At 41.1% G+C, this 12,490-nt stretch carries 21 protein-coding genes; all 21 read right to left on the minus strand.

The features are described from left to right. Window positions 1-3 precede the first annotated feature (3 nt). Complete coding sequence (gene rpsE / locus F8162_RS08365; RefSeq protein WP_000554646.1) at window positions 4-504, minus strand: 30S ribosomal protein S5; 501 nt, start codon at window positions 502-504, stop codon at window positions 4-6. Between the two features lie 21 nt (window positions 505-525). Beyond that, window positions 526-888 carry a 50S ribosomal protein L18 gene (rplR, locus tag F8162_RS08370; protein ID WP_000628818.1) on the minus strand — a complete coding sequence of 121 codons (363 nt, stop codon included), beginning with the start codon at window positions 886-888 and terminating at the stop codon, window positions 526-528. 31 nt (window positions 889-919) lie between these two features. After that, window positions 920-1,459 (minus strand): 50S ribosomal protein L6, encoded by a 540-nt coding sequence (gene rplF, locus F8162_RS08375; protein ID WP_000086553.1) that lies wholly within the window; start codon window positions 1,457-1,459, stop codon window positions 920-922. Window positions 1,460-1,491: 32 nt separating this feature from the next. Next, a complete protein-coding gene (gene rpsH, locus F8162_RS08380; protein WP_000245511.1) occupies window positions 1,492-1,890 on the minus strand; it encodes a 30S ribosomal protein S8 in 399 nt (132 codons plus the stop codon). Window positions 1,891-1,919: 29 nt separating this feature from the next. Continuing rightward, entirely contained in the window at window positions 1,920-2,105 is a 186-nt protein-coding gene (gene rpsN, locus F8162_RS08385) for a 30S ribosomal protein S14 (protein WP_001085700.1), read from the minus strand. 33 nt (window positions 2,106-2,138) lie between these two features. Next, a complete protein-coding gene (gene rplE, locus F8162_RS08390; RefSeq protein WP_001080829.1) occupies window positions 2,139-2,678 on the minus strand; it encodes a 50S ribosomal protein L5 in 540 nt (179 codons plus the stop codon). Between the two features lie 26 nt (window positions 2,679-2,704). Beyond that, complete coding sequence (rplX, locus tag F8162_RS08395; RefSeq protein WP_000558201.1) at window positions 2,705-3,016, minus strand: 50S ribosomal protein L24; 312 nt, start codon at window positions 3,014-3,016, stop codon at window positions 2,705-2,707. A 38-nt stretch (window positions 3,017-3,054) separates the two neighbouring features. Continuing rightward, window positions 3,055-3,423 carry a 50S ribosomal protein L14 gene (rplN, locus tag F8162_RS08400; protein ID WP_000615912.1) on the minus strand — a complete coding sequence of 123 codons (369 nt, stop codon included), beginning with the start codon at window positions 3,421-3,423 and terminating at the stop codon, window positions 3,055-3,057. Window positions 3,424-3,466: 43 nt separating this feature from the next. After that, window positions 3,467-3,730 carry a 30S ribosomal protein S17 gene (gene rpsQ, locus F8162_RS08405; RefSeq protein WP_000004106.1) on the minus strand — a complete coding sequence of 88 codons (264 nt, stop codon included), beginning with the start codon at window positions 3,728-3,730 and terminating at the stop codon, window positions 3,467-3,469. 20 nt (window positions 3,731-3,750) lie between these two features. Further along, window positions 3,751-3,951 carry a 50S ribosomal protein L29 gene (gene rpmC, locus F8162_RS08410; protein ID WP_000855718.1) on the minus strand — a complete coding sequence of 67 codons (201 nt, stop codon included), beginning with the start codon at window positions 3,949-3,951 and terminating at the stop codon, window positions 3,751-3,753. After that, window positions 3,941-4,375 (minus strand): 50S ribosomal protein L16, encoded by a 435-nt coding sequence (gene rplP / locus F8162_RS08415; RefSeq protein WP_000928969.1) that lies wholly within the window; start codon window positions 4,373-4,375, stop codon window positions 3,941-3,943. The genes rpmC and rplP overlap by 11 nt, the downstream gene beginning before the upstream one ends. A 1-nt stretch (window position 4,376) precedes the next feature. Next, window positions 4,377-5,036 carry a 30S ribosomal protein S3 gene (gene rpsC, locus F8162_RS08420; RefSeq protein WP_000529958.1) on the minus strand — a complete coding sequence of 220 codons (660 nt, stop codon included), beginning with the start codon at window positions 5,034-5,036 and terminating at the stop codon, window positions 4,377-4,379. Between the two features lie 3 nt (window positions 5,037-5,039). Further along, window positions 5,040-5,381: a 50S ribosomal protein L22 gene (rplV, locus tag F8162_RS08425; RefSeq protein WP_001148024.1), complete on the minus strand. Its 342-nt coding sequence runs from the start codon at window positions 5,379-5,381 to the stop codon at window positions 5,040-5,042. A gap of 17 nt (window positions 5,382-5,398) precedes the next feature. Further along, window positions 5,399-5,677 carry a 30S ribosomal protein S19 gene (gene rpsS, locus F8162_RS08430; protein WP_000124454.1) on the minus strand — a complete coding sequence of 93 codons (279 nt, stop codon included), beginning with the start codon at window positions 5,675-5,677 and terminating at the stop codon, window positions 5,399-5,401. 60 nt (window positions 5,678-5,737) lie between these two features. After that, window positions 5,738-6,568 (minus strand): 50S ribosomal protein L2, encoded by an 831-nt coding sequence (gene rplB, locus F8162_RS08435; RefSeq protein ID WP_000511583.1) that lies wholly within the window; start codon window positions 6,566-6,568, stop codon window positions 5,738-5,740. A 28-nt stretch (window positions 6,569-6,596) separates the two neighbouring features. Beyond that, complete coding sequence (gene rplW / locus F8162_RS08440; RefSeq protein WP_001205558.1) at window positions 6,597-6,887, minus strand: 50S ribosomal protein L23; 291 nt, start codon at window positions 6,885-6,887, stop codon at window positions 6,597-6,599. Beyond that, window positions 6,887-7,510, minus strand: coding sequence for a 50S ribosomal protein L4 (gene rplD / locus F8162_RS08445; protein WP_001127258.1), 624 nt, complete (start codon window positions 7,508-7,510; stop codon window positions 6,887-6,889). Before rplD ends, rplW begins: the two co-directional genes overlap by 1 nt. Window positions 7,511-7,535: 25 nt before the next feature. Next, entirely contained in the window at window positions 7,536-8,168 is a 633-nt protein-coding gene (rplC, locus tag F8162_RS08450; protein ID WP_000160209.1) for a 50S ribosomal protein L3, read from the minus strand. A 34-nt stretch (window positions 8,169-8,202) separates the two neighbouring features. Continuing rightward, the gene (gene rpsJ / locus F8162_RS08455; RefSeq protein ID WP_001040595.1) at window positions 8,203-8,511 is read right to left on the minus strand and encodes a 30S ribosomal protein S10; all 309 of its coding nucleotides are present in this window, start codon (window positions 8,509-8,511) and stop codon (window positions 8,203-8,205) included. Between the two features lie 399 nt (window positions 8,512-8,910). After that, the gene (gene tuf, locus F8162_RS08465; RefSeq protein ID WP_001029617.1) at window positions 8,911-10,098 is read right to left on the minus strand and encodes an elongation factor Tu; all 1,188 of its coding nucleotides are present in this window, start codon (window positions 10,096-10,098) and stop codon (window positions 8,911-8,913) included. Window positions 10,099-10,215: 117 nt separating this feature from the next. After that, window positions 10,216-12,294, minus strand: coding sequence for an elongation factor G (gene fusA, locus F8162_RS08470; RefSeq protein WP_000196381.1), 2,079 nt, complete (start codon window positions 12,292-12,294; stop codon window positions 10,216-10,218). Window positions 12,295-12,490: the final 196 nt, after the last annotated feature.

Below are 12,490 nucleotides of genomic sequence, written 5' to 3' on the forward strand. Positions count from 1 at the left end.
TCCTTAACCTAGTAGCTCTTCTACAGATTTACCGCGTAATTTTGCAACATCTTCAGCGCGCTTAAGTTCGCTTAATCCGTTCACAGTAGCGCGAATCATGTTGATTGGTGTGTTAGAACCAAGAGATTTCGAAAGAATATCTTGTACACCAGCTAATTCAAGTACCGCACGAACAGGTCCACCAGCAATAACACCAGTACCTTCAGCAGCAGGTTTTAAGAATACTTCACCAGCTCCAAAGTGACCGTTGATTGTGTGTGGAATTGTTGTACCAACTAATGGTACAGCGATTAAGTTTTTCTTAGCGTCTTCGATAGCTTTGCGGATTGCGTCTGGTACCTCTTGTGCTTTACCAGTACCGAATCCAACATGACCGTTTTTATCGCCAACTACAACTAGTGCAGCAAAGCGGAAACGACGACCACCCTTAACAACTTTCGCGACACGATTTATCGTAACTACACGTTCTTCAAGTTCTAATTTACTTGGGTCAATGCGATGCATCAATTTTCCCTCCTTTGACCATTAAAATTGTAATCCAGCCTCACGAGCAGCCTCAGCTAGAGCTTTAACACGGCCATGGTATAAGTAACCACCGCGATCGAATACTACTTCTTTAACGCCTTTCTCTACAGCACGCTTAGCAACTGATTCTCCTACTTTCGTAGCAGCTTCAGTATTGCTAGTACCGTTAAGAGCAAGGTCTTTATCAAGAGTAGATGCACTTACTAACGTTACACCATTTACATCATCAATAACTTGAGCGTAAATATGTTGGTTAGAACGGAACACGTTTAAACGTGGACGTTCTGCAGTACCAGTAAGTTTAGCACGTACACGTGCATGTCTTTTCTTACGAGTCGCATTTTTATCAGCTTTAGTGATCATTCTTGTCACTCCTTTCTCTCACCTAACGGGTTTACTTAGCAGTTTTACCTTCTTTACGACGAACAACTTCGCCTTCGTAACGAATACCTTTACCTTTATAAGGCTCAGGAGCACGTACAGCACGGATGTTAGCAGCAAATTCGCCAACACGTTGCTTGTCGATACCTTTGATTACGATTTTAGTTGGTACAGGTACTTCAACTTCAAGACCTGCTTCCGGAGTCATTTCTACTGGATGAGAATAACCTACGCTTAATACAAGTTTATCTCCTTGTTTTTGAGCACGGTAACCTACACCGACTAATTCAAGTCCGCGTGCGAAACCTGTAGTTACACCTTCAACCATGTTTCCGATTAAAGCACGAGTTGTACCGTGTAATGCACGGTGTTCCTTCTGTTCAGATGGACGCTCAACTGTTAGTGTATTTTCTTCAATTTTGATAGACATATCAGCATTGAATTTACGAGTTAATTCACCTTTAGGGCCTTTTACTGTTACAGTATTGTCTTCTGCAATTGTAATAGTAACACCTGCAGGGATTTCAAGAATCTTTTTACCAATACGAGACATGTGGTCACACCTCCGTTCGTTTTAAATATATATTACCAAACGTATGCTACTACTTCTCCACCAGTTTGTAATTGACGAGCGTCTTTGTCTGTCATTACTCCCTTAGATGTAGAAACAAGAGCGATACCTAATCCGTTAAGTACACGTGGTACTTCATCAGCTTTAGCGTAAACGCGTAAGCCAGGTTTACTGATACGTTTTAATCCAGTGATTACACGTTCATTGTTTGCACCATATTTCAGGAAAATACGAAGGATACCTTGTTTGTTATCCTCGATGTATTCTACATCACGAATGAAACCTTCACGTTTTAAAAGTTCAGCGATCTCTTTTTTGATTTTAGAAGCAGGAACCTCTAATTTCTCATGACGTACCATGTTCGCATTACGGATGCGAGTAAGCATGTCTGCAATTGGATCTGTCATCACCATGTGTTTTACCTCCTTCCCATTTGTGGGTTTTACCAACTAGCTTTTTTAACACCAGGAATTTGACCTTTATATGCAAGTTCACGGAAACAAATACGGCAAAGCTTAAATTTGCGGTATACAGAATGCGGACGACCGCAGCGTTCGCAACGTGTATACTCTTGTACTTTAAACTTAGGAGTACGCTTTTGTTTCGCTATCATAGATTTTTTAGCCACGTTTTCGCCTCCTCTACTTAGCGTTGGCTTCCATTATTTTTGGAATGGCATACCGAATTGTGTTAACAGTTCACGAGCTTCTTCATCAGTTTTCGCTGTAGTAACGATTACGATGTCCATACCGCGGACTTTGCTTACTTTATCATAATCGATCTCAGGGAAGATAAGTTGCTCTTTAACACCTAATGTGTAGTTCCCACGACCATCGAATGATTTCTTAGAAACACCACGGAAATCACGTACACGTGGTAAAGAAACTGATACTAATTTGTCGAAGAACTCATACATTTGCTCGCCGCGTAAAGTTACTTTCGCACCGATTGGCATACCTTCACGAAGACGGAAACCAGCGATTGATTTTTTAGCACGAGTTACAACAGGTTTTTGACCTGCGATTTGTGTTAATTCTTCTACTGCATTGTCTAAAGCTTTTGAGTTAGATACCGCGTCACCAACACCAGTGTTGATTACGATCTTTTCGATTTTCGGTACTTCCATCACAGATTTATAGTTAAACTTGCTCACTAGAGCAGGAGTAATTTCCTTTTGGAACTTCTCTTTAAGGCGATTCAATGAAGTGACCTCCTTTCTTAAGAAAATTATTTATCTAATAATTCACCAGATTTTTTTGCAATACGAACTTTTTTACCATCTTCTACTTTGAAGCCTACACGAGTAGGTTCACCTGTTTTCGGATCTAAAACCATAACGTTAGAAACGTGAATAGGTGCTTCTTTAGTAATAATTCCACCTTGTGGATTTAATTGAGATGGCTTAGAGTGTTTTTTAACGATGTTAACACCCTCAACGATAACACGGTTTTGCTTTGGGAAAGCCACAAGGATAACGCCTTGTTTTCCTTTGTCTTTTCCAGTGATTACCTGTACTTTATCACCTTTTTTTACATGCATCTTAATTCTGCACCTCCTTAGCAAGGCAATACCTTAAATTATAGAACTTCTGGAGCTAAAGAAACGATCTTCATGAAGTTGCTATCACGTAATTCACGAGCTACTGGTCCGAAGATACGAGTACCACGTGGGCTCTTATCGTCTTTGATGATAACCGCTGCGTTTTCATCAAATTTGATATAAGAACCGTCCGGACGACGAGCTCCGCTCTTCGTACGTACCACTACTGCTTTAACAACGTCACCTTTTTTAACAACGCCACCTGGTGTTGCTTGTTTTACCGTAGCAACGATAATGTCACCAATGTTAGCATATTTACGACCAGAGCCGCCTAATACTTTAATTGTTAAAAGTTCACGTGCACCAGAGTTGTCAGCAACTTTCAAACGAGATTCTTGTTGGATCATGTTATGAAACCTCCCTTCGGACTAAAAATTCCGATTCGTCTATTTAGATAATAACCGCTTCTTCAACGATTTCAACTAAACGGAAACGCTTAGTAGCAGAAAGCGGGCGAGTTTCCATGATTTTAACGATATCGCCAAGTTTCGCTTGGTTTTGCTCATCATGGGCTTTGTACTTCTTAGAATACTTAACACGTTTTCCGTACAAGGAATGAGTTTTGTAAGTTTCAACTAAAACTGTAATCGTTTTGTCCATTTTGTCAGACACAACACGACCAGTATAAACTTTGCGTTGGTTACGTTCGCTCACTATGCAAACCTCCCCTCAATTTATCGATTAATTCCGATCTCTCTTTCACGAACTACAGTTTTCATACGAGCAATTGCTTTACGCACTTCACGAATGCGAGTTGGATTCTCTAATTGTCCTGTAGCAAGTTGGAAGCGAAGATTGAACAATTCTTCCTTTAAAGCTTTAACTTTTGTTTCGATTTCGGCAGTGGTTAATTCACGAATATCATTAGTTTTCATTAGATTCACCACCATTTTCTTCACGTTTTACGAATTTACATTTCACAGGTAACTTGTGAGCTGCAAGACGTAATGCTTCGCGTGCTACCTCTTCAGATACACCCGCGATTTCGAACATAATTTTCCCAGGTTTTACTACTGCTACCCAGCCTTCTGGTGCCCCTTTACCGGAACCCATACGTACTTCTAGAGGTTTTGCAGTGTAAGGTTTAGAAGGGAAAATTTTAATCCATACTTTACCGCCACGTTTCATGTAACGAGTCATTGCACGACGAGCAGCTTCGATTTGACGGTTTGTAATCCATGAAGCAGCTTGTGCTTGTAAACCGAATTCACCGAAAGCAATTTCAGTTCCACCTTTTGCACGACCACGCATTTTACCACGATGCTCTCTACGATATTTTACGCGTTTTGGCATTAACATATTATTTTCCTCCTTCCTCAGAAGCTTTCTTTTTTGTAGGAAGGACTTCTCCACGGTAGATCCATACTTTTACGCCTAATTTACCGTATGTTGTATCAGCTTCAACTGCTGCATAGTCAATATCAGCGCGAAGTGTATGAAGTGGAACAGTTCCTTCACTGTAAGATTCTGCACGAGCGATATCAGCTCCGCCAAGACGACCAGAAACCTGTGTTTTAATACCTTTAGCACCTGCACGCATAGCACGTTGAATAACTTGCTTTTGTGCACGACGGAATGATACACGGTTTTCTAATTGACGAGCGATGTTTTCGCCTACTAATTTAGCGTTAAGATCAGCTCTCTTAACTTCTAAAATGTTGATGTGTACACGCTTGCCTGTTAATTGGTTAAGTGCTTTACGAAGTGCTTCAACTTCAGTACCACCTTTACCAATTACCATACCAGGTTTTGCAGTGTGAATTGTAACATTTACACGATTTGCTGCACGTTCGATTTCTACTTTAGCAACAGCAGAATCTTTTAAGCGTACAGTAATGTACTCACGGATTTTGATGTCTTCATGTAATAATGTAGCGTAATCTTTCTCTGCGAACCAACGAGATTCCCAATCACGGATAACGCCGACACGAAGACCAATTGGATTAACCTTTTGACCCATCGATTATCCCTCCTTCTTTTCTGATACCACAACTGTGATGTGGCTTGTGCGTTTGTTAATTTGGCTTGCACGACCCATTGCACGTGGACGGAAACGTTTCAACGTTGGACCTTCGTCAACGAAAACTTTTTCAACAACTAGGTTGTTAATATCCATCTCATAATTGTGCTCTGCATTTGCGATTGCAGATTTTAAAACTTTCTCTACAACTGGAGAAGCAGTTTTTGGTGTGTGGTTAAGGATAGCAATCGCTTCACCCACTTGCTTACCTCGGATTAAGTCTACTACTAAACGAACTTTACGAGGAGCAATACGAACTGTTCTCGCTACTGCTTTAGCTTGCATTGAAGTGCCTCCTCTCATTATCTTCTAGTTTTCTTATCGTCAGCAAGGTGACCTTTATACGTACGAGTTGGTGCGAATTCACCTAACTTATGGCCAACCATATCCTCAGTGATGTACACAGGTACGTGTTTACGACCATCATATACAGCGATTGTGTGTCCGATGAACTGAGGGAAGATTGTTGAACGGCGAGACCAAGTTTTAACAACTTGTTTTTGCTCAGATGCAACTAATTTTTCCATTTTGCTCATTAAGTGATCATCGACAAATGGTCCTTTTTTTAAGCTACGAGCCATTTTGGTGCCTCCCTTCGTGATTGGCGTACGGTTCTAGAAATGAACCGTACTACAATCCCATTATTTTTTACGACGACGAACGATGAATTTGTCAGACGCTTTGTTTTTCTTACGAGTCTTGAATCCAAGAGTTGGTTTACCCCATGGAGACATTGGAGACTTACGTCCGATTGGAGAACGTCCTTCACCACCACCGTGTGGGTGATCAACCGGGTTCATTACAGAACCACGAACTGTTGGGCGTTTACCTAACCAGCGAGAGCGACCTGCTTTACCGATCTTGATAAGTTCGTGTTGTTCGTTACCTACTTGACCGATTGAAGCGCGACAAGCAGATAATACAAGACGTACTTCACCAGAAGTTAAACGTACAAGTACGTATTTACCTTCTTTACCAAGTACTTGAGCAGATGTACCAGCAGAACGAACTAATTGTCCGCCACGACCAGGCTTAAGCTCGATGTTATGAACAACAGTACCTACTGGAATGTTGATTAATGGTAATGCGTTACCGATTTTGATGTCAGCTTCTGGGCCAGACATAACTTCCATACCTACTTCTAAAGATTTAGGAGCAAGAATGTAACGTTTTTCACCGTCAACGTAGTTAATTAATGCGATATTCGCAGAGCGGTTTGGATCGTATTCGATCGTAGCAACGCGTCCTGGAATTCCATCTTTGTTACGCTTAAAGTCGATGATACGGTATTGACGCTTATGTCCGCCACCTTGATGACGTACAGTGATTTTACCTTGGTTATTACGACCAGCCTTCTTGCTTAAAGGAGCAAGTAATGACTTTTCGGGTCTGTCAGTCGTGATTTCAGCGAAATCATTCGTAGTCATATTACGACGACCGTTAGTAGTTGGATTATACTTTTTAATTCCCATCTCAATTTCCCTCCTTCTTTAGTAAGAATTAAACGCCTTGGAAGATTTCGATTTCTTTGCTGTCAGCAGTTAGCTTAACGATTGCTTTACGACGACGGCTAGTAAAACCAGCGTGACGACCAACGCGTTTTGCTTTCGGCTTGTAGTTCATGATGTTCACTTTTTCTACTTTAACACCAAAGATCGCTTCAAGAGCATCTTTAACTTCTGTTTTATTAGATTTAACGTCCACATCGAACGTGTATTTTTTTTCAGCCATCATTTCCATAGAACGTTCAGTGATAACTGGGCGCTTAATGATATCACGAGGATCTCTCATTATGCAAGCACCTCCTCTACTTTTTCCACTGCCGCTTTTGTCATGATTAGCTTATCATGATGAAGCACGTCTAAAACGTTTACGCCATCAGCAGTGATTACTGTTACTCCAGGGATATTGCGAGCAGATAACTCTACAGATTCGTTTGCATCAGCAGTTACGATAAGAGCTTTCTTCTCAACAGTTAATCCTTTAAGTACTGCTAGCATGTCTTTTGTTTTTGGTGCATTTAACACTAGGTCTTCAAGAACTACAATGTTGTTCTCAACTACTTTAGTAGCTAATGCAGATTTGATTGCTAAACGACGAACTTTCTTAGGAAGTTTGTACGCATAGCTTCTTGGTGTAGGTCCGAATACCGTACCACCACCACGCCATTGAGGAGAGCGGATAGACCCTTGACGAGCACGTCCAGTTCCTTTTTGACGCCATGGTTTACGACCACCACCACGAACTTCAGAACGAGTTTTTACTTTGTGTGTACCTTGACGTAAAGATGCACGTTGCATCATTACAGCTTCGAAAAGTACAGCTTCATTTGGTTCGATACCGAAAATAGCTTCAGCTAATTCGATTTCACCAACCTGTGAACCAGTTTGGTTATATACAGTAACTTTTGGCATTGGAATTCCTCCTTCCTATTGTGAATTATTTGCTAACCTTCACAGCGCCTTGAACAACTACAAGAGATTTCTTAGCACCTGGAACGTTACCTTTTACTAGTAATAAGTTGCGCTCAGTGTCAACTTGAACGATTTCTAAGTTTTGGATAGTAACTTGGTCTCCACCCATACGTCCAGCAAGTTTTTTGCCTTTGAATACACGGTTCGGAGCAACTGGGCCCATTGAACCTGGACGACGGTGATAGCGAGAACCATGAGACATAGGTCCGCGAGATTGTCCGTGGCGTTTGATAACACCTTGGAAACCTTTACCTTTAGAAATTCCTGTTACGTCAACGATTTCACCTGCAGCGAAAACTTCAACTTTTACCTCTTGACCAACCTCTAATCCGTCCACGTCTGCATCGCGGATTTCGCGAATGAAGCGCTTAGGAGTTGTAGATGCTTTAGCAGTGTGGCCTTGTTCAGGTTTGTTAGTTAACTTTTCACGTTTATCTTCAAATCCTAACTGGATTGCATTGTAGCCATCAGTTTCAGTTGTTTTCTTTTGAAGAACAACGTTTGGATTAGCAGCGATAACTGTTACTGGGATTAACTCACCGTTCTCAGCAAATACTTGAGTCATACCGATCTTTCTTCCTAAGATTCCTTTGGTCATGAGTTACACCTCCTACATTTTTAAGTTATATGAATTATAGTTTGATTTCGATATCTACACCAGACGGTAAGTCTAAACGCATTAATGAATCTACTGTTTGTGGAGTAGGACTCACGATATCGATTAAACGTTTGTGTGTGCGCATTTCGAATTGCTCACGAGAATCTTTGTACTTATGAACAGCACGAAGAATTGTGTAAATAGTCTTCTCAGTCGGTAATGGGATCGGACCAGAAACTGTTGCCCCAGAACGCTTAGCTGTTTCTACAATTTTCTCAGCTGATTGATCAAGAATACGGTGATCATAAGCTTTTAAACGGATACGAATTTTTTCTTTTGCCATTATTTTCCCTCCTTCGTTCGCCTATTTCTAAAATAGACCTTCTCCATGGAAATTTCCCCACACCATGCCATGGCAAAGCGGCCGGGTGTGTCAGCAACCTTCCACTTCATCGCAGTCAAAGACCAACATTGTCTATTATACAATGTTATTCGTCTAGATGCAAGCATCTTTTTGTTTGCATCTGCTTTTCTCTACTTTTGCTATTATACATGGCACTTTAAAGAATTTCAAGTTTTCATCCCACAGAATTCTTTTTACAGTTTCTGGATTTTAGTTTTATTGATTTTGTATTACTATAGAAGAAACTCGTCAAAATAAAAAAAATCATTTCATTCATTATACAACTACAAACAAAAACCCCAAGGGAAAATCCCTTGGGGTTTTTTATATCAGTTAAGATTACTCAACGATAGTAGCAACTACACCGTAACCTACTGTACGTCCACCTTCACGAATAGAGAATTTAGTTCCCTCTTCGATAGCGATTGGAGCGATAAGTTCGATAGTCATTTCGATGTTGTCACCAGGCATTACCATTTCAGTACCTTCTGGTAATTGGATGATACCAGTTACGTCAGTTGTACGGAAGTAGAACTGAGGACGGTAGTTAGCGAAGAATGGAGTGTGACGTCCACCTTCTTCTTTAGATAATACGAAAACTTCAGCTTTGAATTTAGCGTGAGCTTTTACAGAGCCAGTTTTAGCAAGAACTTGTCCACGTTGGATGTCTTCACGAGCAACCCCACGAAGTAAAGCACCGATGTTGTCTCCAGCTTGAGCTTGGTCAAGAAGTTTACGGAACATCTCTACACCAGTTACAGTTGTAGAAGCATTTTCTTCAGCAAGACCGATGATTTCTACTACGTCACCAACTTTAACGATTCCGCGCTCTACACGACCAGTTGCAACTGTACCACGACCTGTGATAGAGAATACATCCTCGATAGGCATTAAGAATGGTTTGTCAGTTTCACGTTCTGGAGTTGGGATGTAAGCATCAACTTCAGTCATTAATTCAATGATTTTTGCTTCCCAATCAGCTTCTCCTTGAAGAGCTTTAAGAGCAGAACCTTTGATTACAGGAATGTCGTCGCCTGGGAATCCGTATTCAGATAATAGGTCGCGAACTTCCATTTCTACTAATTCTAATAATTCTTCGTCATCTACCATGTCGCATTTGTTTAAGAATACAACGATGTAAGGAACACCTACTTGACGAGAAAGAAGAATGTGCTCACGTGTTTGAGGCATTGGGCCATCAGCAGCAGATACTACTAAGATACCGCCGTCCATTTGAGCAGCACCAGTGATCATGTTTTTAACATAGTCAGCGTGACCTGGGCAGTCAACGTGTGCATAGTGACGAGTTTCAGTTTCGTACTCAACGTGTGCAGTTGAGATTGTGATTCCGCGCTCTCTTTCTTCTGGAGCAGCGTCGATTTGATCGTATCCGCGTGCTTCAGCACCACCAGCTTTTGCAAGAACTGTAGTGATCGCAGCAGTTAATGTAGTTTTACCATGGTCAACGTGGCCGATTGTACCGATGTTAACATGGGGTTTAGAACGTTCGAATTTAGCTTTAGCCATTCTAAATTCCTCCTTAGTTTATATAGGTTATTTTATATTTAGACTAGAAAGTGAAACTTACGTCCCACTTTCTAAGCTTACATAAGTAGTTATACTTGAACAATCGATAAAAATCAATTATTCACCTTTATTTTTTTTAATAATTTCTTCAGAAACAGACTTCGGTACTTCTTCATAATGATCAAATGTCATTGAGAATGTTCCGCGTCCTTGAGTGTTAGAACGTAATGCCGTTGCATAACCGAACATTTCAGAAAGTGGAACCATAGCGCGAACAACTTGTGCGTTACCGCGAGCTTCCATACCTTCTACACGTCCACGACGAGATGTAACGTCACCCATAATGTCACCCATGTACTCTTCAGGAATTACAACTTCAACTTTCATCATTGGCTCAAGAATTACTGGGCTACATTTAGAAACCGCAGCTTTAAGTGCCATAGATGCAGCGATTTTGAACGCCATCTCAGATGAATCGACATCATGGTAAGATCCGTCAACTAACGCAGCTTTGATGTCAACTAGTGGATAACCAGCTAGTACACCATTTTTAAGTGAGTCTTCAAGACCCGCTCCAACAGCTGGGATGTATTCACGTGGAACTACACCGCCGACGATTTTGTTTTGGAATTCAAAACCTTTACCTTCTTCATTAGGTTCAAACTCAATCCAAACGTGACCGAATTGTCCACGACCACCAGATTGACGAGCGAACTTACCTTCAACTTTCGCAGCAGCGCGGAAAGTCTCACGGTATGCTACCTGAGGAGCACCAACGTTTGCTTCTACTTTGAATTCACGGCGCATACGGTCAACGATGATATCAAGGTGAAGTTCACCCATACCAGCGATGATTGTTTGGCCAGTTTCTTGGTCAGTGTGAGCACGGAATGTTGGATCTTCTTCAGAAAGCTTAGATAATGCTGTACCCATTTTATCTTGGTCAGCCTTAGATTTTGGTTCGATAGCTACAGAGATAACTGGCTCTGGGAATTCCATAGACTCAAGGATAACAAGACTCTTCTCATCACAAAGAGTATCACCAGTAGTAGTATCTTTTAAACCTACAGCAGCAGCGATATCACCAGCGTAAACTGTTGAAATCTCTTCACGGCTGTTAGCGTGCATTTGTAGGATACGACCTACACGCTCACGCTTACCTTTAGTTGAGTTTTTCACGTATGATCCAGAGTTTAACACACCAGAATACACACGGAAGAACGTTAACTTACCAACATAAGGGTCAGTCATGATTTTGAATGCTAAAGCTGCGAATGGTTCTTCATCGCTAGACTTACGTTCGATTTCTTCATCTGTATCCGGAAGGGTACCTTTAATAGCTGGTACATCTAATGGAGATGGTAGGTAGTCGATAACTGCGTCTAACAGAATTTGAACACCTTTATTTTTGAATGCAGAACCACAGATTACTGGGAAGAATTCTACAGAAGTTGTAGCCTTACGGATACCAGCTTTAAGCTCTTCTACAGTGATTTCTTCACCTTCTAGGTACTTCATCATCATTTCTTCATCAAGCTCAGCTACCGCTTCAATAAGCTTTCCACGGTATTCTGCAGCTAATTCTTTGTGCTCTTCAGGAATTTCAACACGCTCGATGTCTGTTCCTAAATCGTTACCGTACATGTAAGCACATTCTTCAACAAGGTCAATGATACCATTGAACTCATCTTCAGCACCGATTGGTAACTGAATTGGGTGTGCGTTTGCTTGTAAACGATCGTGGATTGTTCCTACAGAGTATAAGAAATCTGCACCAATCTTATCCATTTTGTTAACGAATACGATACGAGGTACACCGTAAGTAGTAGCCTGACGCCAAACAGTTTCTGTTTGTGGTTCTACACCAGATTGTGCATCAAGTACTGCTACCGCACCATCAAGTACGCGTAAAGAACGTTCTACTTCTACTGTGAAGTCTACGTGTCCTGGAGTGTCAATGATGTTTACACGGTGACCTTTCCATTGAGCTGTAGTTGCAGCAGAAGTAATTGTGATACCACGCTCTTGCTCTTGCTCCATCCAGTCCATCTGAGATGCACCTTCATGAGTTTCACCGATTTTATGAATACGTCCTGTATAATACAGAATACGCTCAGTTGCTGTTGTTTTACCAGCATCGATGTGAGCCATGATACCAATATTACGAGTGTTTTCTAAAGAGAACTCTCTTGTCATTTGGTGTCTTGCTCCTTCCATATATGGATTGGATTTTTTTATTTTAAGTAGCAAAAAAGCCACTTTATATTGTTACACATGTCAGTATGTCCAGTACCCTCATTATGTAAAACGAGCGCCCAACGAAAGGGAGAGGCATTCTCCCTCTCCACACTTCCATAAGCGACAAATAAAGCGGTTTATGCTTACATTTATT

Origin of the sequence: Bacillus sp. CH140a_4T (assembly GCF_008923725.1) — a bacterium.
GTDB lineage: Bacteria > Bacillota > Bacilli > Bacillales > Bacillaceae_G > Bacillus_A.

Excerpts from the sequence above, each read along its gene's own strand:
- rplF (WP_000086553.1), bottom strand. The coding sequence starts at position 1,459 with ATGTCTCGTATTGGTAAAAAGATTCTTGAAATCCCTGCAGGTGTTACT.
- rplR (WP_000628818.1), bottom strand. The coding sequence starts at position 888 with ATGATCACTAAAGCTGATAAAAATGCGACTCGTAAGAAAAGACATGCA.
- rplP (WP_000928969.1), bottom strand. The coding sequence starts at position 4,375 with ATGTTAATGCCAAAACGCGTAAAATATCGTAGAGAGCATCGTGGTAAA.
- rplW (WP_001205558.1), bottom strand. The coding sequence starts at position 6,887 with ATGAGAGATCCTCGTGATATCATTAAGCGCCCAGTTATCACTGAACGT.
- rpsH (WP_000245511.1), bottom strand. The coding sequence starts at position 1,890 with ATGGTGATGACAGATCCAATTGCAGACATGCTTACTCGCATCCGTAAT.
- rpmC (WP_000855718.1), bottom strand. The coding sequence starts at position 3,951 with ATGAAAACTAATGATATTCGTGAATTAACCACTGCCGAAATCGAAACA.
- rplC (WP_000160209.1), bottom strand. The coding sequence starts at position 8,168 with ATGACCAAAGGAATCTTAGGAAGAAAGATCGGTATGACTCAAGTATTT.
- rpsC (WP_000529958.1), bottom strand. The coding sequence starts at position 5,036 with ATGGGTCAAAAGGTTAATCCAATTGGTCTTCGTGTCGGCGTTATCCGT.
- rplB (WP_000511583.1), bottom strand. The coding sequence starts at position 6,568 with ATGGGAATTAAAAAGTATAATCCAACTACTAACGGTCGTCGTAATATG.
- rplD (WP_001127258.1), bottom strand. The coding sequence starts at position 7,510 with ATGCCAAAAGTTACTGTATATAACCAAACTGGTTCACAGGTTGGTGAA.
- rplX (WP_000558201.1), bottom strand. The coding sequence starts at position 3,016 with ATGCATGTAAAAAAAGGTGATAAAGTACAGGTAATCACTGGAAAAGAC.
- rplN (WP_000615912.1), bottom strand. The coding sequence starts at position 3,423 with ATGATCCAACAAGAATCTCGTTTGAAAGTTGCTGACAACTCTGGTGCA.
- rplV (WP_001148024.1), bottom strand. The coding sequence starts at position 5,381 with ATGCAAGCTAAAGCAGTAGCGAGAACAGTTCGTATTGCTCCTCGTAAA.
- rpsE (WP_000554646.1), bottom strand. The coding sequence starts at position 504 with ATGCATCGCATTGACCCAAGTAAATTAGAACTTGAAGAACGTGTAGTT.
- rpsJ (WP_001040595.1), bottom strand. The coding sequence starts at position 8,511 with ATGGCAAAAGAAAAAATTCGTATCCGTTTAAAAGCTTATGATCACCGT.
- rpsS (WP_000124454.1), bottom strand. The coding sequence starts at position 5,677 with ATGGCTCGTAGCTTAAAAAAAGGACCATTTGTCGATGATCACTTAATG.
- fusA (WP_000196381.1), bottom strand. The coding sequence starts at position 12,294 with ATGACAAGAGAGTTCTCTTTAGAAAACACTCGTAATATTGGTATCATG.
- tuf (WP_001029617.1), bottom strand. The coding sequence starts at position 10,098 with ATGGCTAAAGCTAAATTCGAACGTTCTAAACCCCATGTTAACATCGGT.